This window comes from Gilliamella sp. B2828 (genome assembly GCF_026537125.1).
Classification (GTDB): domain Bacteria; phylum Pseudomonadota; class Gammaproteobacteria; order Enterobacterales; family Orbaceae; genus Gilliamella.
This window is the reverse complement of record NZ_JAFNMU010000011.1, coordinates 50,575-70,050: the sequence shown is the minus strand read 5'-3', so window position 1 is coordinate 70,050 and position 19,476 is coordinate 50,575. Positions and strand designations below refer to the sequence as shown.

16 protein-coding genes and 1 tRNA gene are annotated in these 19,476 nt (G+C 35.1%); 9 read left to right on the top strand and 8 right to left on the bottom strand.

Annotated features, from left to right (window positions below):
- Positions 1–91: 91 nt before the first annotated feature.
- The 6 genes from uvrA to J3U19_RS09585 all read left to right on the top strand — a co-directional run bounded on the left by uvrA (position 92) and on the right by J3U19_RS09585 (position 9,873).
- The gene (uvrA, locus tag J3U19_RS09610) at positions 92–2,923 is read left to right on the top strand and encodes an excinuclease ABC subunit UvrA (RefSeq protein WP_416380293.1); all 2,832 of its coding nucleotides are present in this window, start codon (positions 92–94) and stop codon (positions 2,921–2,923) included.
- Between the two features lie 52 nt (positions 2,924–2,975).
- Positions 2,976–3,578, top strand: coding sequence for a glycerol-3-phosphate 1-O-acyltransferase PlsY (gene plsY / locus J3U19_RS09605; protein WP_267340930.1), 603 nt, complete (start codon positions 2,976–2,978; stop codon positions 3,576–3,578).
- A gap of 204 nt (positions 3,579–3,782) precedes the next feature.
- Entirely contained in the window at positions 3,783–4,388 is a 606-nt protein-coding gene (gene recR, locus J3U19_RS09600) for a recombination mediator RecR (RefSeq protein WP_267340929.1), read from the top strand.
- A 68-nt stretch (positions 4,389–4,456) separates the two neighbouring features.
- Positions 4,457–5,275 carry a pyridoxal phosphatase gene (locus J3U19_RS09595; protein WP_267340928.1) on the top strand — a complete coding sequence of 273 codons (819 nt, stop codon included), beginning with the start codon at positions 4,457–4,459 and terminating at the stop codon, positions 5,273–5,275.
- Positions 5,276–5,285: 10 nt separating this feature from the next.
- Positions 5,286–5,993, top strand: coding sequence for a tRNA pseudouridine(65) synthase TruC (gene truC / locus J3U19_RS09590; protein ID WP_267340926.1), 708 nt, complete (start codon positions 5,286–5,288; stop codon positions 5,991–5,993).
- An 811-nt stretch (positions 5,994–6,804) separates the two neighbouring features.
- Positions 6,805–9,873, top strand: a complete 3,069-nt coding sequence (locus J3U19_RS09585; protein ID WP_267363393.1) for an FAD-binding and (Fe-S)-binding domain-containing protein — start codon at positions 6,805–6,807, stop codon at positions 9,871–9,873.
- 80 nt (positions 9,874–9,953) lie between these two features.
- Here J3U19_RS09585 and J3U19_RS09580 read toward each other — a convergent pair whose 3' ends face one another.
- The 8 genes from J3U19_RS09580 to J3U19_RS09545 all read right to left on the bottom strand — a co-directional run bounded on the left by J3U19_RS09580 (position 9,954) and on the right by J3U19_RS09545 (position 16,795).
- Positions 9,954–11,018 carry a tyrosine-protein phosphatase gene (locus J3U19_RS09580; RefSeq protein WP_267340924.1) on the bottom strand — a complete coding sequence of 355 codons (1,065 nt, stop codon included), beginning with the start codon at positions 11,016–11,018 and terminating at the stop codon, positions 9,954–9,956.
- A gap of 14 nt (positions 11,019–11,032) precedes the next feature.
- A complete protein-coding gene (locus J3U19_RS09575; protein ID WP_267340923.1) occupies positions 11,033–11,848 on the bottom strand; it encodes a PTS system mannose/fructose/sorbose family transporter subunit IID in 816 nt (271 codons plus the stop codon).
- Positions 11,845–12,651, bottom strand: a complete 807-nt coding sequence (locus tag J3U19_RS09570; RefSeq protein WP_267340922.1) for a PTS mannose/fructose/sorbose/N-acetylgalactosamine transporter subunit IIC — start codon at positions 12,649–12,651, stop codon at positions 11,845–11,847. Before J3U19_RS09570 ends, J3U19_RS09575 begins: the two co-directional genes overlap by 4 nt.
- A gap of 41 nt (positions 12,652–12,692) precedes the next feature.
- The gene (locus tag J3U19_RS09565; RefSeq protein ID WP_267340920.1) at positions 12,693–13,166 is read right to left on the bottom strand and encodes a PTS system mannose/fructose/N-acetylgalactosamine-transporter subunit IIB; all 474 of its coding nucleotides are present in this window, start codon (positions 13,164–13,166) and stop codon (positions 12,693–12,695) included.
- A 10-nt stretch (positions 13,167–13,176) separates the two neighbouring features.
- Positions 13,177–13,608 (bottom strand): PTS sugar transporter subunit IIA, encoded by a 432-nt coding sequence (locus tag J3U19_RS09560; protein ID WP_267340919.1) that lies wholly within the window; start codon positions 13,606–13,608, stop codon positions 13,177–13,179.
- A gap of 292 nt (positions 13,609–13,900) precedes the next feature.
- Positions 13,901–14,746, bottom strand: coding sequence for a MurR/RpiR family transcriptional regulator (locus tag J3U19_RS09555; protein ID WP_267340918.1), 846 nt, complete (start codon positions 14,744–14,746; stop codon positions 13,901–13,903).
- Between the two features lie 250 nt (positions 14,747–14,996).
- Positions 14,997–15,070 (bottom strand) — tRNA-Cys (locus tag J3U19_RS09550).
- An 843-nt stretch (positions 15,071–15,913) separates the two neighbouring features.
- Complete coding sequence (locus tag J3U19_RS09545) at positions 15,914–16,795, bottom strand: LysR family transcriptional regulator (RefSeq protein ID WP_267340917.1); 882 nt, start codon at positions 16,793–16,795, stop codon at positions 15,914–15,916.
- A 14-nt stretch (positions 16,796–16,809) separates the two neighbouring features.
- On the opposite strand from J3U19_RS09545, the gene J3U19_RS09540 reads away from it, so the two are divergent.
- From J3U19_RS09540 to J3U19_RS09530, 3 genes are all read left to right on the top strand, one after another.
- Complete coding sequence (locus J3U19_RS09540; protein WP_267340915.1) at positions 16,810–16,986, top strand: hypothetical protein; 177 nt, start codon at positions 16,810–16,812, stop codon at positions 16,984–16,986.
- On the top strand, positions 16,958–17,920 hold the full coding sequence (locus J3U19_RS09535; protein ID WP_267340913.1) for an aldo/keto reductase: 963 nt from the start codon (positions 16,958–16,960) through the stop codon (positions 17,918–17,920). The genes J3U19_RS09540 and J3U19_RS09535 overlap by 29 nt, the downstream gene beginning before the upstream one ends.
- 326 nt (positions 17,921–18,246) lie before the next feature.
- Positions 18,247–19,077, top strand: coding sequence for a MetQ/NlpA family ABC transporter substrate-binding protein (locus tag J3U19_RS09530; protein WP_267340912.1), 831 nt, complete (start codon positions 18,247–18,249; stop codon positions 19,075–19,077).
- The last annotated feature ends 399 nt before the right edge of the window (positions 19,078–19,476 follow it).

The following is a 19,476-nucleotide window of genomic DNA, read 5'->3' as shown; positions in this document are numbered from 1 at the left end:
ATGTGGTATATTTAATCGATTATTACTGGTACAATATACAGTTTATTTCCAATTCAATTCGTTTAAAACACACAAGAAGAGATCTATGTCAATCAAAGATATCGATATTCGTGGTGCGCGAACGCACAATCTAAAAAATATTAATGTAACCATTCCAAGAGATAAGCTGGTAGTGATAACTGGGCTTTCGGGATCGGGTAAATCTTCGTTAGCATTCGATACTCTCTATGCTGAAGGGCAACGACGTTATGTTGAGTCATTATCGGCTTACGCACGTCAATTTTTATCCTTAATGGAAAAACCGGATGTTGATCATATTGAAGGTTTATCACCAGCGATTTCGATAGAGCAAAAATCCACTTCGCATAATCCGCGTTCAACAGTGGGAACAATTACCGAAATTTATGATTACTTGCGCCTGCTTTTTGCCCGAATTGGCGAACCTCGCTGTCCAAAACATGATTTACCTTTAGCTGCCCAAACAGTATCACAAATGGTTGATAGCATCATGGCACTACCGGTTGAAAATCGTTATATGTTACTTGCACCTGTAGTGACTGAGCGTAAAGGTGAATTTGTTAAGTTGTTTGAGCAATTATCAGCGAATGGCTACATACGCGTTAGAGTCGATGGTGATGTCTATGATTTGTCTGATCCGCCAACACTTGAACTGCAAAAAAAGCATACTATTGAAGTTGTTGTTGACCGTTTTCGTATTCGTGATGATTTAAAACTGCGCCTTGCAGAATCAATTGAAACCGTACTTTCTATTACCAATGGGATTGTAAAAGTTGCCGATTTGGATAACCCACATGCAGAGGAACATCTGTTTTCGGCTAATTTTGCTTGTCCAATTTGTGGTTACAGTATTTCAGAGTTAGAGCCTCGATTATTTTCATTTAATAATCCAGCAGGTGCATGTCCAGAATGTGACGGTCTTGGTGTACAACAATATTTTGATGCTAAACGCATCGTTCAAATGCCTGAAGTTTCATTAGCAGCAGGCGCAATTAAAGGTTGGGATCGTCGTAACTTTTACTATTTTCAGATGTTAAAATCACTGGCTGAACACTATAAATTTGATATCGATCAGCCATACGAAAAATTGCCTGAAAAAATTAAAGATATTTTATTAAATGGATCAGGTAAAACTGAAATTCAATTTACCTATTCAAATGATCGTGGTGATGTTGTTAAAAGAGTTCATCCATTTGAAGGAATTATTAATAATTTAGCACGACGTTATAAAGAAACCGAATCACAAACCATTCGAGAAGAGTTATCAAAGTATATTAGTAATCGTCCTTGCCCTTGCTGTCATGGGTCAAGGTTATGTACAACGGCAAGACATGTATTTATTAATGACACCAATTTGCCAACTATTAGTGATTTAAGTACTCAACAAGCAAAAGACTTTTTTGATAAATTATCATTAACAGGGCAACGTGCACAAATAGCTGAAAAGATTTTAAAAGAGATCAACGACCGTTTGCAGTTTTTAATCAATGTTGGACTCAATTATTTAACCCTATCACGTTCTGCTGAAACGTTATCAGGTGGTGAAGCACAACGCATACGATTAGCTAGCCAAATTGGTGCGGGTTTAGTTGGGGTGATGTATGTGCTTGATGAACCGTCTATCGGTTTACATCAACGTGATAATACCCGTCTTATCGATACATTAACGCATTTACGTGATTTAGGTAATACCGTAATTGTGGTTGAACACGATGAAGAAGCCATTTTGGCAGCAGATTATGTTATTGATATCGGACCTGGAGCAGGCGTACATGGTGGTGAAGTGGTTGCACAAGGTACGCCTAAACAAATTATGGCGTGTAAATCATCATTGACGGGACAGTATTTGTCAGGAAAGCAAAAAATTGAAATTCCTACTAATCGTACTAAAGTCGATAAGACAAAGATGTTATCACTCATTGGTGCAACGGGTAATAATCTTAAAGATGTGACATTAAATATCCCCGTTGGATTATTTACTTGTATTACTGGGGTGTCAGGGTCGGGTAAATCAACGTTAATTAATGACACGTTATATCCATTAGCACAAAATGAACTTAATGGTGCAGAAAAAAGTGACATAGCACCTTATAAAGCCATTGAAGGACTGAGCTATTTTGATAAAGTGATTGCGATTGATCAAAGTCCTATTGGGCGTACACCTCGCTCGAACCCAGCCACCTATACGGGTTTTTTCACTTCTATTCGTGAACTTTATGCAGGCGTGCCCGAAGCTCGAGCTCGAGGTTATAATCCAGGACGATTTAGCTTTAATGTTAAAGGTGGGCGCTGTGAAGCTTGCCAAGGCGATGGTTTAATCAAAGTAGAAATGCACTTTTTACCTGATATTTATGTGCCTTGTGATCAGTGTCATGGCGCGCGCTACAATCGTGAAACCCTTGAAATCAAATATAAAGGCAAATCAATTAATGAAATTTTAAATATGACGGTTGAAGAAGGTCGTGAATTTTTTGATGCCGTACCCATGATTGCCCGCAAATTACAAACGTTGATTGATGTAGGATTGGCTTATATTACTATTGGTCAATCAGCCACAACTTTATCTGGTGGTGAAGCTCAGCGAGTAAAACTTGCCAAAGAGCTATCTAAGCGCGATACTGGTAGTACGTTATACATCTTAGATGAGCCGACCACAGGTTTACATTTTGCTGATGTAAAACAATTGCTTGCACAACTTCATTCGCTACGCGATAAAGGCAATACTATTGTTGTGATTGAACATAATTTGGATGTAGTTAAAACGGCTGACTGGATTGTCGATTTAGGTCCTGAAGGGGGAAATGGTGGCGGTGAAATCATTGCTGAAGGAACCCCTGAAGATGTGGCAAAATCGAAAAAATCTTTTACAGGACAATATTTAAAACCGTTACTTGAAAAACAATAATGCAAATCAACTTTATTGTTATTAGAAAATAAGTGAATCATAGGAGAGCAGTTTGACATTACAAGTTTTATTGATGGTCATCATCGCCTATTTCAGTGGTTCACTTTCAGGCGCTTTAATTATTAGTCGAATAATGCATTTGCCCAATCCATCGGAGCATGGTTCACATAATCCTGGCGCAACTAATGTGTTGCGCATCAATGGTAAGTTACCGGCAATGATTGTATTAGTGTTTGATATGTTAAAAGGCGCAATACCGGTTTACATTGCTTATCGTATCGGAATTTCGCCTTTTTTCCTTGGTATTGTTGGAATTGCAGCTTGCCTTGGTCATATTTTTCCTTGTTTTTTTGATTTTCGTGGCGGTAAAGGAGTAGCAACCGCATTGGGCATGATGATGCCAATAGGGTTAGATTTCACTGGTTGTTTTATTTTAACTTGGCTATTGACACTGTTGGTAACGGGTTATTCATCCGTTGCTTCTATTGTTGGATTTCTTTTTGCGCCATTGTTTGTTTGGCTGTTTAAACCAGAATTGACTTTACCCGTTACCATGCTCTCATGTGTTATTATAATTCGTCACAGCAGCAATATTATTCGACTTTTCAAAGGGCAGGAACCGAAAAGTTTGCATTTCAAAAGCAAAAAAAAATAATGAAGTTATTGTCAATTAGCATGAGTCACGGTTTTTTATGTCATGTTGCAAGTAACAACTTAGTTAATTTATGTAATTTTATTTCAACGGATTTTCATAACAAATCATAATTAAATTGAAATAATAGCGTATTTCTTGTTTTATAGATTATTGAAACAAGGTATCATTAATATTAAATAAAATATATGGTAACAAAATAGATTCATGCAAATTAGCCCATTATTAGACTCACTTATGGAAGCATTACGCTGTTTACCAGGAGTTGGACCTAAATCCGCACAAAGAATGGCCTTTCATTTATTACAACGCAATCGGCAAGGTGGTATTAAATTAGCTCATGAACTTCATGAAGCAATGATTAATATTGGTCATTGTAATGATTGTCGAACCTTTACTGAACAAGAAACTTGTACAATTTGTGCAAATATTCGTCGCCAAAGCAGTGGACAACTTTGCGTAGTTGAAACACCTGCTGATATTGTTGCTATTGAACAAACTGGTCAGTATAGTGGGCGTTATTTTGTCCTATTAGGCCATCTCTCACCGTTAGATGGCATTGGTCCAAGCGATATCGGTCTGGATTTATTGAAAAAAAAATTAGCATCGGAAGCAATTAATGAAGTGATTTTAGCTACGAATCCAACTGTTGAAGGCGATGCTACTGCTAATTATATCGCGCAAATGTGTGGTGAATTTAACGTTGTGGCAACAAGAATTGCCCATGGTGTACCAGTTGGTGGTGAACTTGAAATGGTTGATGGTACAACCTTATCGCACTCATTTGTTGGACGTCAAAAAATTGAATTTTAACTGAATGATTAATTATCAATAAAATGTTTAGCGGGTTTGATAGAAAAGAAAGATAGAAGAGGGATTATATGAAGTATAAAGCGGTTGCGTTCGATATGGATGGTACATTATTAACTACAGATCGGCTTGTATTACCTGAAACAGCAGACATGATCAAAAAAATCAGTTCCAAAGGGGTAAAAGTGATATTAGTATCTGGTCGTCACCATAGTGTTATTTATCCTTACTATTATCAACTTCAATTATCAACACCGGCGATCTGTTGTAATGGCACTTATCTTTACGATTTCGAAAAACAACAATCATTAGCGGCCAAACCAATGACCAAAGAGCAGGCTAAAACTCTACTTGAACTGATTCATCAATTTGGTATTCATACCTTAATTTATACCGATAGAGTGATGACATATGAAGTGCTTGACGATCATCTTGAAGGATTTTTTAAATGGGTTCATTCGTTACCCGATTTTTTACAACCCGAAATTGACAAAGTAGAGAGTTTTGAAAAAGTCATTGACGAAGCTAAAGCCGTTTACAAGTTTGCAACCAGTAGTCATAACATTCCAGTTTTACAAGCTTTTTCTAAGGCAGTTGATGAGATTGGTTGTTTTTCATGCGAATGGTCTTGGTCAAATCGTGCCGATATTGCAATAAAAGGCAATACGAAAGGTAATGGTCTAAGACATTGGGCCTCGCTTGAAAATATCGATTTAAGCGAAATCGTTGCTTTTGGCGATAGCTATAACGATATTACTATGTTATCTGCTGCTGGATTAGGGATTGCGATGGGTAATGCCGATGAAGAAGTCAAAGCCAACGCCAGCTATGCTATAGGCGATAACAACCGTCCAAGTATAGCATCCGAACTTGAAAATTTGTTTTTATAAATAAAACGCGATGTTTGAAATTCTATATTACGATAATGATTTAATTGCGATAAACAAGCCAAGTGGTTGGCTTGTGCATCGCAGTTGGTTAGATAAACATGAAACAGTAGTGGTGATGCAAACATTGCGTGATCAAATTGGTCAGCATGTATTTCCGATACATAGACTTGATAGACCGACTTCGGGTGTTTTACTCTTTGCTCTATCCAGTGAAATTGCTCGTTTAATGTCCGAACAATTTGCCACAAAGCAGATTGAAAAAACTTATCATGCCATTGTGCGCGGTTATGTTGAAGGTGAAGCTGTTATTGATTATCCTTTAGTTAAAGAACTGGATAAAATTGCGGATAAATTTTCTGATAGCAATAAAGTTGCTCAAGACGCCGTAACGACTTATCGAGGGATAAGTAAAATTGAAGTGCCAATTAAAGTCGGCAAATTTGATACAGCCCGTTACAGCTTTGTTGAATTGAAACCTAAAACTGGTCGTAAGCATCAATTACGTCGGCATATGAAACACATTTTTCATCCAATTCTAGGCGACAGTAAACACGGAGATTTACATCAAAACCGTGCCTTTGCCGAATTTTTTGCTATAAAACGGCTAATGTTGCATGCAAGTAAGTTACACATGATTCATCCAATTAATCATAAATCTATTGTCATTGAAGCCAAGTTTGATCAACAATGGCAAGATATCCTTGAGAATTTTATATAATAAGATCACATCACCATCAAAGTCGTTTGCTAATATTCTAATAAATAGTGTGATTTTTATACTTCATTGTGATTTTTTATTGTATAGCAAGTAAGAATTGCATGAACTTATATCAATCCTATTGGAAATAAAAATGCGATTGTTGGTAAATTTTTTTAATGCATTTTTTATTAGTGCTTATGGCAACTGCATATTCTATAGAAAAATCACCCTCAGTAATTATCAAAGAATTTATTACGCTCTGTATAAAAGTAAATATTGATAAAGTTACCAGCCCGCTGAAGTTTCCTCAAATGAAGGTTAGCTGAGAGAGATTTATATAAAGATAAGTAAAAACAACATATAATTAGCCTTAGGTCAAGCAACATAAGATGTCAAACAGCAAGGCTGAAATGAAAAAGTTGAATGTATTTTTGTGCACAATACCAATGGAGAAAAATAAAAGCAATAGTTAAAAAAAGGCTAGTATCAGAAATAGTCCTAAAAAATAGAAGATTGCACTTCAGTTGAAAACAACAATGAAAGATTATTGAAATTTAACTAGAACGTTTATTTGAAGAATATTGATTAACAGCAAAGGTAATAAAAGGAAATACAATCTTTGCCTATTTTTGACTGGCGATTAACATTTTCAAATGCTAGTGCTAATCATTTGATATTACATGAGACTATTAATATCCAATATGAAATTGAGGTATTATTTTACAATAAATTGACTTTACAAACTATTGAATATTAATTGAATAAACTTTGACGATGCTTAACCCTTAGATTACACTAAGCGTAAAATTTATTATTAACTTGATTCAATATGATCCCTCGATTATCAAATTCGCCTCAACTCGATGAGGTCACAAAAACATACTTAATGGCACTTAACGATTCAGGCTTTATGGGTGATATAGCAAGTGATTATGCTTCATGTTTGACCATGTCGACTGATAACAGCATTTATCAATTAATGCCACAAGCAATAGTGTTTCCTCGTTCAACTGATGATGTTCAATTAATCATGCAGTTAGCCAACCAAGAACCATTTCAAACTCTGAAATTTACACCAAGAGGGGGAGGTACAGGAACCAATGGACAATCTTTAAATAGTGGTATTGTGGTTGATCTTTCTCGTTATATGAATCGAATATTAGCGGTCAATATTGAAGAAGGCTGGGTCAAAGTTGAAGCTGGAGTGATTAAAGATCAACTCAATGAATATTTAAAACAGTACGATTACTTTTTTGCACCTGAATTATCCACCAGTAATCGGGCAACTATTGGTGGAATGATAAATACCGATGCATCAGGACAAGGATCGATGATCTATGGGAAAACCTCTGATCATACTTTATGCATTAAAGCCGTATTAGTCAATGGTGAGATCCTTGAAACGAGTAAAAAAAGCATTGCTGAAGTTGAGGATCTGGCAACTCAATCAATGATTTACCGTACGGTATATGAATATTGTAAAAATCATCGTCAACTTATTTTAAATAAATTTCCTAAATTAAATCGCTTTTTAACGGGTTATGATTTGAAAAATGTTTTTAATGATAATCTAACTGAATTTGATTTAACACGTATTTTAACCGGCAGTGAAGGATCATTAGCCTTTGTTACTGAAGCTAAATTGCACATTATGCCCAAACCAAGATATCGTTTTTTAATGAATATTAAATACGACTCTTTTCAATCTGCATTAAGTAATGCTCCTTTTTTAGTTAATGCTGAAGCATTGTCTGTTGAAACTGTTGATTCAAAGGTTCTAGGACTGGCTAAAGAAGATATTATCTGGCAATCGATTAAAGAGTTAATTACCGATGTTCGCGGGCATGATATGCAAGGTATCAATATTGTTGAGTTTGCTGGTAATGATTATGAATTGACTAAAGGTAAAATGGATAAATTAGGTAAACAAATAGACAAACTCATAATTAATCATTCCTTAGGTATCCTAGGCTATCAAACGTGTGAAAACTTAGATGAGATTGAAAAGATCTATGCTATGCGGAAAAAAGCAGTGGGATTACTTGGTAATGCTAAAGGAAGGCAAAAGCCGATTCCCTTTGTTGAAGATACCTGTGTGCCTCCAAAACATTTAGCAGATTATATAACTGAATTTCGTGCTTTACTCGATAGTTATCATTTAACTTATGGGATGTTTGGTCATGTCGATTCAGGAGTATTGCACGTTCGCCCAGCATTGGATATGTGTGATCCTGAACAAGAAAAATTGATGAAAAACATTTCTGATCAAGTTGCCGTTTTAACCGCTAAATACGGTGGATTATTATGGGGTGAACATGGTAAAGGTTTTCGTAGTGAATACAGTTCTGCTTTTTTTGGTGAAGCGTTATATCAGGGGCTGAGAATAATTAAAACTGCTTTTGATCCTCATAATCGTTTAAATCCAGGAAAAATTTGTCAACCTTTACACAACAACGATGGCATGTTAAAGGTCGACTCGATTACGCGAGGCTTTTATGATCGCCAAATTCCACTGGGAGTTAAAGAGGTTTTTCATGGAGCAACAGAATGCAATGGTAATGGTCTTTGTTTTAATTTTGATGTGAATAGCCCCATGTGCCCATCGATGAAATTATCAGGTAACCGTGTATATTCACCAAAAGGTCGAGCAACTTTAATGCGAGAGTGGCTACGTTTAATGATTGAATCAGGTATGACAGAACAGGAACTTAATTCACTTTTACCTACGAAACATAGCACATTAGTTGTTTTTGCAAAAAAAATGGCTTACACCGTCAAAGCAAAATTTGGGGAATATGACTTTTCTCACGAGGTCAAAGACTCAATGAATCATTGCTTGTCATGCAAAGCGTGTGCAACACAATGTCCAATTAAGATTGATGTACCTGATTTTAAAGCGCGTTTTTTGCAGTTATATCACACCCGTTATCTAAGACCAATACGCGATTACTTGGTTGGAAATATTGAATCTTACCTACCTTTGATGGCGAAAGCACCACGTTTTTTTAATTTTTTTATCAAGATGCCTTTCACCGAATATGTTACCAATAAAACCGTTGGCATGGTCAGCTTACCTATGTTGTCGGTGCCAACGCTAAAAAAACAAATGGTGAATCATAACACTGCAAATATTAAACTTGAACAATTACAAACTCTTTCAGAAGAGGAACGATCTCAATATGTTCTAGTTGTTCAAGATCCGTTTACTAGCTATTATGATGCCAAAGTGGTTTATGATTTTGTCCGTCTAATTGAAATGTTAGGATATAAACCCGTTGTGTTACCTTTTGTACCAAACGGTAAAGCTCAGCATATTAAAGGGTTTTTAAAACAATTTGCTAAAACGGTACAAACCGCGTCAAGAGTTTTATCACACATTGCTAAATTGGGCATACCCATGGTTGGGGTCGATCCCGCATTGGTACTTTGCTATCGAGATGAATATAAACTAATACTTGGGGATAACGACAGTGATTTTAAAGTATTGCTTTCACATGAATGGTTAATCAATATTGCTGTCCGCCTATCAGACAGCATGCAATTAAGAACAATAGATAAGGAAAAATGGTATTTGCTTGGTCATTGTAGTGAAACGACACAATTACCCGCCAGTAATCAGCAGTGGCAGCAGATTTTCAAGCAATTTGGTGTTGATTTGCAACCCATCCAAGTTGGGTGTTGTGGTATGGCAGGTACGTATGGGCATGAAGTTAATAATCTTGCTGCATCGAAACAGTTATATGAGTTATCATGGCAAAAAGCCTTGTCTCATTATCCTAAAGAACGTTGTTTGACAACTGGTTATTCTTGTCGCAGTCAGGTTAAACGATTTGATAAGTTTATTTTAAAGCATCCTATCCAGGCATTATTAACGATGATGCAAGTAAATTATCAATAATTAATTGAGTCAAAATTTCCTAAGTTTTAAAGCAAAAGCGCAAGGTATTTGCGCTTTTGAAATGATGAATATAAAAATTGTTATTCCAAATAAATATCTTGCAGGGTTTTAAAATCTTGATCTGTAAAACCTAATTCTTGTTTAATGTAATTCTCTGGTGAGCCAGCAACTTTTTTCATTGTATTAAGAATTTCGATTATAAAACTAACACGGGTATCAATTAAACTTAATAAATAACCCAGTACATCTTCATCATCGGTAATTTTACGATAAGCTTCCATTTTGATTTTATTTCGTTCTAAACGATTCTCATGAGTTAACATATAATCATATATCATATCCGATTCCGATAGACCTAGCATAATTTGGATCAATAATACACCATATCCAGTTCTATCTTTACCGCCACGACAGTGTTGAAGGCTTGGGCTGTTGTTGGCATCTAAAACGACTCTGAGCATTTGTCGATAAGCATTTTTGGATTTTTCACTCAATACAAAGCCTCGATATTGTTCAAGGACTTGTACGCCTTCTCCGTTGACGAATTCTCGAGGAATATCTCTTAACACGCTTTCAATTAATGCTTGATCTTCATTGCTTGGGTCAGCAGCAAATTGAGCAGCAAGTTCAGCCGTTTGCGCAGATGCATCTAAATGATAGGTCTTTATTTCGCCAATTGATGAATTGGGACTGGTTTTAATTTCATTATCACTGCGATAATCAATAATTGTTTTAATTTTTAATGCAGTAATGTATTGTTGTGCATCTGGCTTCAAACCATGAAGATGATTGGAGCGGTATAATTGTCCCCATTTAACACGTTTACCGTTAGCTCCGACATATCCTCCAAAATCACGGAAATTGTTTAAGCCTGTTATTGGTAGAGTTCTTTCACCAAATATTAACGGAGATTTACCTTCTTTATGTAAAATAAAATAAATACGTTTTTTAGCGTGTAACGGATCATCAAAAATCACCGGACTTTGTACATTTTTGCTAATCAATGTTTTATTTTCGGTATGGGCATCAGTCTCTTCAGTCCAATAAAGATCAACGGATTTTTGATCTGATGGATCAAAAGTTATAATAATTTGTCCTTGATGATTTCGTACCGCTGATACCGCTTCTTTATTTTGTTTTTCCATTGTTTTTTACCTAATTAATGTAGTATACCCAACATCGAAAGAATGACCCCAATTACCATCACCGCTATAATCAATGAAACGGTATATTTTCCTTGGAATTTTTTGACCAAATAAAACACCCCTAATGCAAAAAGGATAGTTAATAAATTTGGCATAACTTTATCAAACATATCTTGTACTTTGATTGTTTGTTCCCCCACTTCTATTAATAGGGGCGTTGATACTTTTACTGTTGTGGCAATTAAGGATCCGAGCACCATAACACCAACTACATTGGCTAAATTGCTAATTCTTTGAATAATATTTGAATTTTTGGATTGCTCGATAAGATCAACCCCTTTATTATAGCCATAATGTACAAAGAAATATTTGGTAAAAATATTGACTAAATTATAAATAAAGAACATCAAGATCGGCCCAATCACGTTACCTTGTAAAGCAAAGGCAGCACCAATGCTGCCGCAAATTGGCATCCAAGTGAATTTTAATAAGCTATCGCCCAATCCTGCAAAAGGTCCCATTAAACCCGCTTTTAAAGAAATCACCGCATCTTTTTCTTCTTCTGTAGTTTTTTCTTCCATGGCAGCGGTAACACCTAATATCAATGCGCCTGCGTTAACTTGGGTATTAAAAAACTCAAAGTGACGTTTCATAGCTCGGATGCGTGTTTCTTTATCCGCATCTTTATACAGTCGATCTAAAATAGGGATCATGCAATGAGCAAAACCGATGGTTTGTAATTTTTCATAATTAAAAGAAAAAGGTATGGTTTGTATACGCCAAAAGACACGATTAAGATCTTTTTTAGTAATTTTCTTGTCGTTATTCATAGATCGTATTCCTCTTCAACTGCAATATTATTATTGACTGTAGATTTATCCTCTGTTTTACTACTTGAATTTTCATTCTTTTTACCAGCCATAAACGCCATGTCATACAAAACCGCAAACGCCAGTGCTATAAATGTAATCGGGATAATCGGTAATTTAAGATAACTGGTTAATACAAAACCAAGTAAAAAGAAAAACCACATGGTGCCTTTTAAAAGCATCAGTAATAAAATACAGATACCCACAGCAGGAATTAATTTTGACGCAACGCCCATGCCAGTAATGATATCTTTTGGAATAGCGTCTAAAATGGTTTTGATAAGATCGCTGCCAAAATAGATTGCTAAGAAGCAAGGTACAGCACGAATTAGAAACCAAACTGGTGAAGAAAAGTAATGAATTTTGACCAATCCCTTATAACTGCCATTTTGTATACTTTTTTCTGCCCATGGATTTAGGAAACAGGCAAAAGATCGCCAAACAATTAACAACTGTTGGCAAAGTATTGAAACAGGAAGCGCTAATGCAACACCCGCAGCAATTCCACCTTGAGTCGCAATGCCTAACGATACACCAATTATTGAGCCTGCAACAATATCGGGTGCTGAATAAGCACCCACGTTACCAATACCCATCCACATAAGTTCAAGTGTGGCACTGATTGCAAGTCCTTGAATCAGATCGCCCATAATAATGCCAGCTATAGTTCCTGTTAATAATGGTCTACGTAACATTTGTGGACCAACGTCATCCAATGAACAAATTCCCGCCCATATGGCGACAAAAATAGCCTGTGTTAACATAGGTTAACCTCCAAATATAATCAATAAATAGCTAATTAAGATTAATTAATCAGTGTATTGAGCAAAACAACTGGATCTTTGGGAACCATTTGAACCTCAACAATCACATTTTTTTCAATGAGACTTTTGAATGCTTGTTCTTCTTCAGGTGTGACGGAAACAGCTCGTGATAATTGATGGCGTCCTTCTTGCATACGCATACCTCCCACGTTGAGCTTTTCGATCTCTAATCCTTCTGATACAAGCGTATTGACATCGATGCTGTTGGTGAACAATAACATAGTCCGTTTTTTGATAGGCGTTTTTTTGAGGATTTCAATAAATTGTTGAACGCCAAAAACTAACACTTTTAATTCTGGTGGGGCAGACATGGTTAATACCGATTGTTGAACTTTATCGTTAGCCACTTTATCGTTAATAATCAGGACTTGTTCTATATTGTAGTTTTTTACCCAAGTGGTGATAACTTGTCCGTGAATAAGACGATCGTCGATTCTTGCTACATGAATTGGCATATTGTTCTCCTTACAAATCAGCAAATTGTTCACGTTGTGAATTCAGTACTTGCGCAACGTCAACACAGCTTTGCGAAAAAACTTCTTCAATGGCAGATTTAACGTCGTTAAGGGAGCCTGCTCGATGATTTAGAACTTCAAGCAATACTGGAATGTTGAATCCACTAAAGAGTAGTACATTACCATGTTGTATTAAAAGTTCACCAGCAAGATTACATGGTGTGCCGCCCATGAGATCTACAAGAATAATAACACCGTCACCTTTATTTAGGCGCTGATAACTTTCTGCCATCTGTTGCCGAAGAAGATCGATATTGCTATCGACGAAAACTGTTATTACTTCGATGTCTTGCTGTTGTCCCATAAGCATTTGAGCACACTCAAGCGCGCCTTGAGCAAAGGGTCCATGACTGGCTAAAATAATGGGTAATTGTCGTTCCATTTTAAATTTCCTTCATTCAAACACATTTAATAAGATGTAATAATGTTACTTAAAATTATTTATTATTTAGTAATAAAATTACATCGAAGTGCAAATTAAGTCATCTTTTTTTTAAAAATTTTTAGGAATTTGTGAACTGGATCATGTTTGACTTGAAAAATTATTGAATAACATAATGTTATATTAATGATATGATTTATTGAGAAGGGAAAAGAAACAACATTAAAGTCGATACAGTAAATAGCACTAATGTATTTTCAAATGGTCATGGTCAAACTCTGCTTTAAAACCATTATTTATGATGGGGATATTTACGTTTTTCGCGACTTTGCGTTTGCTCAAGCAAATGCTCATCGTATTTTCTGATAAATAAATTGGTCAGTAACATATTCATAACCGATATTTGCGAAATTTTAGAGCGAATAGGAATCAGTCGAGAAGCATGCTCCATTGAGGTAGTATGTAAAACAATGTTCGCTAAGGACGATATCTGACTTTGCCCCATTTTAGTGATGGCAATGGATGCCACTTTTAAATTTTCAGCCAGTTTTAATAATTCCACGCATTCAGGTGTTTCGCCTGAATGAGAAATAATAATGATCAAATCATTTTTACCAAGTGTGCTGACAATATTTCGGCTGATGTGCGCGTCAAAATGACAGTTAACATTTTTTTTGATTTTAATGAGTTGATATTCCAATTCTTTTCCAACTAAACCGCTGCTGCCCACACCAAAAATAACGATTTTTTTACTTGCTATAATCAAATCAATAGCATTATCGAATGCTTTAAGATTTACCATTGAGTGTGTCTCATCGATAGAGGATTTTTCCATAGCCTGAACTTTTCTATTCACATCTTGCAAGGTGTCATTAAGATTAATATCATCTTGTAAAATATCGGAACTTAATTTTTGAGGTGATGACGAAATAAGATCAATTTTAAAATCGCTAAATCCACTGTAACCCAGTTTGTTGCATAATCTTAAAATTGTGCTGGTACTAACATGGTTGAGTTTTGCTAAAGTTTGAATACTCATATTTTTTACAGCTTGAGAATGGATCATAATGTACTGTGCAACTTCTAATTCTTTTAACGACAGATCATTTTTTACTTCCCTGAGTTTCAAATTAATCATAGCTCACCTCGAAATTGAAATATTTAAACGTCAGTATAGTAAATAAGTTCTAAAATTGAAAAATATTTTAAATTGCCTACAAAGAAGGTAAGAATCAACATTGAATCTGTTATTGACCCTAATAATACTTAGAGTAACAAAATTGATTGATGTTTATCTCAGTTTGATTCGGTTCCTTCATCTAAATAAAGAAAATAAATAATAACTCGAAGGAAGTGGGTATTAGTGATATGCTCTTTTGAGATGTTTGTGGAGGCGCGTCCCGGAGTCGAACCGAGGTAGACGGATTTGCAATCCGCAGCATGGCCACTCTGCCAACGCGCCGTAGTGCTCTGTCTCAACAGGCTGCAAATATTAGCATTGGCTTCATTAATCGTCAAGGCTAAATAGGCTATAATTACAGCAGTCATAATAAATTGATTTAAAATGAAGGTTTTTTTTGTAAAAAAACTTCAGGTCATGCCAACGTTTCATTAATTAATCAAGTTTGAGCCCCTAATGGCTGTTATCCTACCGAATCAAAAAATGGTTTTTCCGTTTATTTCAAATAAATTCACCCATTCTTTTACGGCAAACATGGATGATTGAGATAGTCAAAGTAAAATTATTGAATAGGAAGATATAAATATACGCTTTCTGGTTCATCTGAATTTTCAATAGTAAGCCCTGATATCCATTTTATAATGATTGGTAGATTAGATTTAAGTCAAAAATACGAATCAGAAGTGAGTAGTTTAAGGATTGAACATAATATTGTTAAAAATCTTTTTATGTCACTCTGTGAAATTGAAAATAAAAAATAATCCCCCAACTTGTCAAGTTAAACTGACTGCAATATAAATGATTCAGGGCTGTTTGTTCATGTGATGAAATCAGCAATTTTTTTATATAAAAAATTTAAAAACAGCGTATATCTACAACTTGAATGTAAAAAAAATAAAATGAAACGGTATAGACTCCTAAATATTTTTTACAGATTTATTTGTTACCGGAGTAGTTTAGTTTAAATCCTTGCCTAATGGGTTATGAACAATTAAACTTTATTGATGGTTTATTTAAATCATCGAAAAATCATAGAGTTGTATTAAGATTGTTTTGTTAAAAAGTTTCAGATTATATATACGTTTTAGTAAAAAATTGGATTTTTTTGTATTTAACGCTCATGATTTAGTCTTTCAATGCTTCTAACACAAGTTTGAATACATTTGAATGACCTTTTCGACTGGGATAATAGATATAAAAAGGTTCATAGGTGATGGCAAAATCCGTTAATAATTCAACTAAAGTTCCTTCAGCTAATTCTTTCTCAACTTCTCGCCGACCGACCCAAGTAATACCTAAACCGTCTAATGCAGCCTGTTTGCGAAGATGATTATTAAGAACTAATTGTGAAGAAGGCTGATAAATCACAGTGTTGCCATTGTCGTTAAATTCCCATGATAATTCTACACCATGATGAGAAGAGATCTTTAATCCTATCAATTTATGGCAATCTAATTCATTAATTTTTTTGGGTTTTGTTGTGTTTTTTAAATAATCTGGGCTGGCAACTAATGCCATTTTCAACGGTTCTGATATTTTTACCGCAACCATATCTTTAGCTAGATCGTTACCTATACGGCACCCCATATCAAAACCTTGCTCAACAATATCCACCCAATTATTGTCAGCTTGAATTTCAATCTTTATTTGAGGATATTGAATTAAAAAGTCGCGTAATTTGGGATATAGAATCGTTTCTACTGCAAGATTGGTTGCATTAATTCTAATGGTTCCCGAGGGTGTATCAAGAAAATTCGCTAAAGCATTGACTTCATCATTAATGGACTTGAATAATGGTGCAATTTGTTTAAATAATTGTTCACCTGCTTCGGTCAATGACATACTTCTGGTTGTACGATTAAATAATCGTAAATCAAGGCGGTTTTCTAAATTACGTATACTATGACTCAGTGCCGATGATGAGACATGCAGAGACTTTGCCGCTTTTACAAAACTATTTGTCTGGGCGATGGTGATAAAATAATTCAGTTCATTAAAGTTATACATATTGGGCAGAATTAATGAATTTTATTCATGATACTATAAATCAATACCCTGTTTATCTCAATAAAATTACTGTTTACAATCAGCTTATCAACACAATATTATTGGCTTTTATTGAAGCTAACGTTTACCTCAGTCAATTTAGTAGCAAGAAAGGAGGAAGTTATGGATTACATAAAACTTGGCACGTCTAACATTGAAGTGTCTCGGTTTTGTTTAGGGTGTATGAGTTTTGGCGATCCGGCCAGTCAAATGCATGCATGGACACTTAATCCTGATCAAAGTGAGAGCATTATTAAACATGCCCTTGATTTAGGCATCAATTTTATTGATACCGCAAATACTTACTCTGCTGGTACGAGTGAGGAATATGTAGGACGTGCAATTAAAAAAAATATTGCCCGAGACAAAGTCGTTATCGCCACAAAAGTTTATTTTAATGAAGGTCACCTTTCCAAAAAAGCGATCGAAACAGAGATCGATGGATCACTTAAACGTCTTGGTACCGATTACGTGGATTTGTATATTATCCACCGTTTTGACTACAGCACGCTGATAGATGAAACCATGGAAACATTACATAATTTGGTTAAAGTAGGAAAAGTTCGTGCATTAGGTGCGTCAGCGATGTATGGTTATCAATTTCATAATATGCAATTAGTGGCTAAGCAAAATCACTGGACGCAGTTTGTTTCTATGCAAAATCATTATAATTTATTGTACCGGGAAGATGAACGTGAACTCATTCCCGTTTGCAAACAATTTAATGTTTCATTAACGCCATATAGCCCTTTAGCCGCGGGCAGATTATCACGTTTAGAATGGCAGACTGATACATTACGCAGCAAAACCGATAAAACCGCGGTTGCTAAATATGACCGTTACCAAAAAACAGATGCCAACATTGTACAAAGAGTACATAAAATTGCTGAAAATTATGATGTCACTATGACACAAGTGGCTTTAGCATGGCAGTTTGCTAAAGGCGTCGCATCACCTATAATTGGTGCAACGAAAACTCAATATCTAGACGATGCAGTAGGAGCATTGAAGATTAATTTAACTCAAGAAGATGTCACTTATCTTGAGGAACTTTATGTGCCACATCCTATCGTAGGCGCTTTATAATTCGAATCAATTGATTCAATGCGTTACCCCTATCAGGGTCTGATATCATTTTAGGGGTAATGATTAACTGAATTGAAATAAGTAAGAAAAGTCATTGGACAAGGGTTAAAGGGTTTTGGGTACAATTATAAATTATTGATAGCTGTAGCGTTTGTTGAAATGTGACTCTATTTATCTAAACCAGTTCTAGTTCCTATATATCCAATTCGCATAAACATATCATTTTTTGGTATTAACTTATTGCTGTATTACTCATTATAATGTCAGCTATAGAAATAATAAATATCATAGTATAGATTTAATCTACGGAAATATAAGGATTAATAATGCGAATACCGTTTAATTTGGTCATTTCAATGATGATTGGTTTCTTTTTATTTGGTTGTGAGCAAAAATCAATTACTGAGCAAACCAATAATATTGACAAAAAAGAAATTGCAGTGGGTTTACCGCCGAGTATGCACAATATTTTGATGGAGCGAGTAGTAAAACCAGAGCTCGAACAGAAAGGCTACGTGGTTAAACTGGTTAATTTCAGTTCTTTAAGAGATTCAAATACGGCTTTAGTTGAGGGAAGTATTGATATGAATGCGGCTCAGCATCAAGCGTATTTAGATGTTTATAATCAAGAAACAAATAACAATTTAGTATCATTAGTGCATATTCCATCCATTTCAGCTGCACTGTTTTCACAATTGCATGATTCAATTAATGAGATTGCACAAAATCAAATCATTGCAATCCCTAATGATCCCTCCAATACAGCGAGAGCGCTATTATTATTGCAAAAGTTAAATTGGATCACACTTAAACCTGACACAAAATTTGGTACGGCAACGATTAATGATATCGCTGAAAATAAGTATGATTTGAGATTTAAATTATTATTATCCGAAATCATACCGAGAACCTTAGGTGAAGTGGATTATGCCATTATGCCTGGTGGTGTAGCATGGTTAAGTAAGATACCCGCTGAGAATGTTTTATTTCAAGAACAGTTATCCCCTAATTTGGAATTAATGGTAGTTGTAAAAAAAGACAATGTAAACGCGATATGGGCTAAAGATGTTAAAGCGCTTTATCAATCAGAGATTTTAAAAAGATTTATCAATGAAGATCCTGATGCTAAAGGTCGATTCATTTGGCCTCAGCAGTAGATTAGATCATTGAAACTTTTTTGAAGAAGTTGCGTGATGATTAATAGTAAAATAGAGACTGAATCATTTTTTATCTATTTTGTTTTTTTTCAATCGTTTAAGAATGACCTGATTTTGTCAAGGTTAGAGGTGAAAAGTCCTATCATGCGCAAACAAGTAAATTAAATGGTGACTAGGATTTCCTTGCTACAATGAATTTGAAAAGACAGATGAAAAAATGATTTTTCTATACTCCTAGACAGTTTTCCGAAATCAAAAAAACAGGTATTATCAACAATTGATTTAGATAAAATTGAATCTAAAGAGCGTTGCGAAGTTATGATTTTGCAACCAAATGGTTATCATGAATTTTATTCTACAACAGATCGTCAATCCGGTAATGTTTATTCACAGTTAACT

What these genes read in the sequence shown, in the direction of transcription:
- recR (WP_267340929.1), top strand. Translation starts at nt 3,783, where the DNA reads ATGCAAATTAGCCCATTATTAGACTCACTTATGGAAGCATTACGCTGT.
- J3U19_RS09595 (WP_267340928.1), top strand. Translation starts at nt 4,457, where the DNA reads ATGAAGTATAAAGCGGTTGCGTTCGATATGGATGGTACATTATTAACT.
- truC (WP_267340926.1), top strand. Translation starts at nt 5,286, where the DNA reads ATGTTTGAAATTCTATATTACGATAATGATTTAATTGCGATAAACAAG.
- J3U19_RS09585 (WP_267363393.1), top strand. Translation starts at nt 6,805, where the DNA reads ATGATCCCTCGATTATCAAATTCGCCTCAACTCGATGAGGTCACAAAA.
- J3U19_RS09580 (WP_267340924.1), bottom strand. Translation starts at nt 11,018, where the DNA reads ATGGAAAAACAAAATAAAGAAGCGGTATCAGCGGTACGAAATCATCAA.
- J3U19_RS09575 (WP_267340923.1), bottom strand. Translation starts at nt 11,848, where the DNA reads ATGAATAACGACAAGAAAATTACTAAAAAAGATCTTAATCGTGTCTTT.
- J3U19_RS09570 (WP_267340922.1), bottom strand. Translation starts at nt 12,651, where the DNA reads ATGTTAACACAGGCTATTTTTGTCGCCATATGGGCGGGAATTTGTTCA.
- J3U19_RS09565 (WP_267340920.1), bottom strand. Translation starts at nt 13,166, where the DNA reads ATGCCAATTCATGTAGCAAGAATCGACGATCGTCTTATTCACGGACAA.
- J3U19_RS09560 (WP_267340919.1), bottom strand. Translation starts at nt 13,608, where the DNA reads ATGGAACGACAATTACCCATTATTTTAGCCAGTCATGGACCCTTTGCT.
- J3U19_RS09555 (WP_267340918.1), bottom strand. Translation starts at nt 14,746, where the DNA reads ATGATTAATTTGAAACTCAGGGAAGTAAAAAATGATCTGTCGTTAAAA.
- J3U19_RS09545 (WP_267340917.1), bottom strand. Translation starts at nt 16,795, where the DNA reads ATGTATAACTTTAATGAACTGAATTATTTTATCACCATCGCCCAGACA.
- J3U19_RS09540 (WP_267340915.1), top strand. Translation starts at nt 16,810, where the DNA reads ATGAATTTTATTCATGATACTATAAATCAATACCCTGTTTATCTCAAT.
- J3U19_RS09535 (WP_267340913.1), top strand. Translation starts at nt 16,958, where the DNA reads ATGGATTACATAAAACTTGGCACGTCTAACATTGAAGTGTCTCGGTTT.
- J3U19_RS09530 (WP_267340912.1), top strand. Translation starts at nt 18,247, where the DNA reads ATGCGAATACCGTTTAATTTGGTCATTTCAATGATGATTGGTTTCTTT.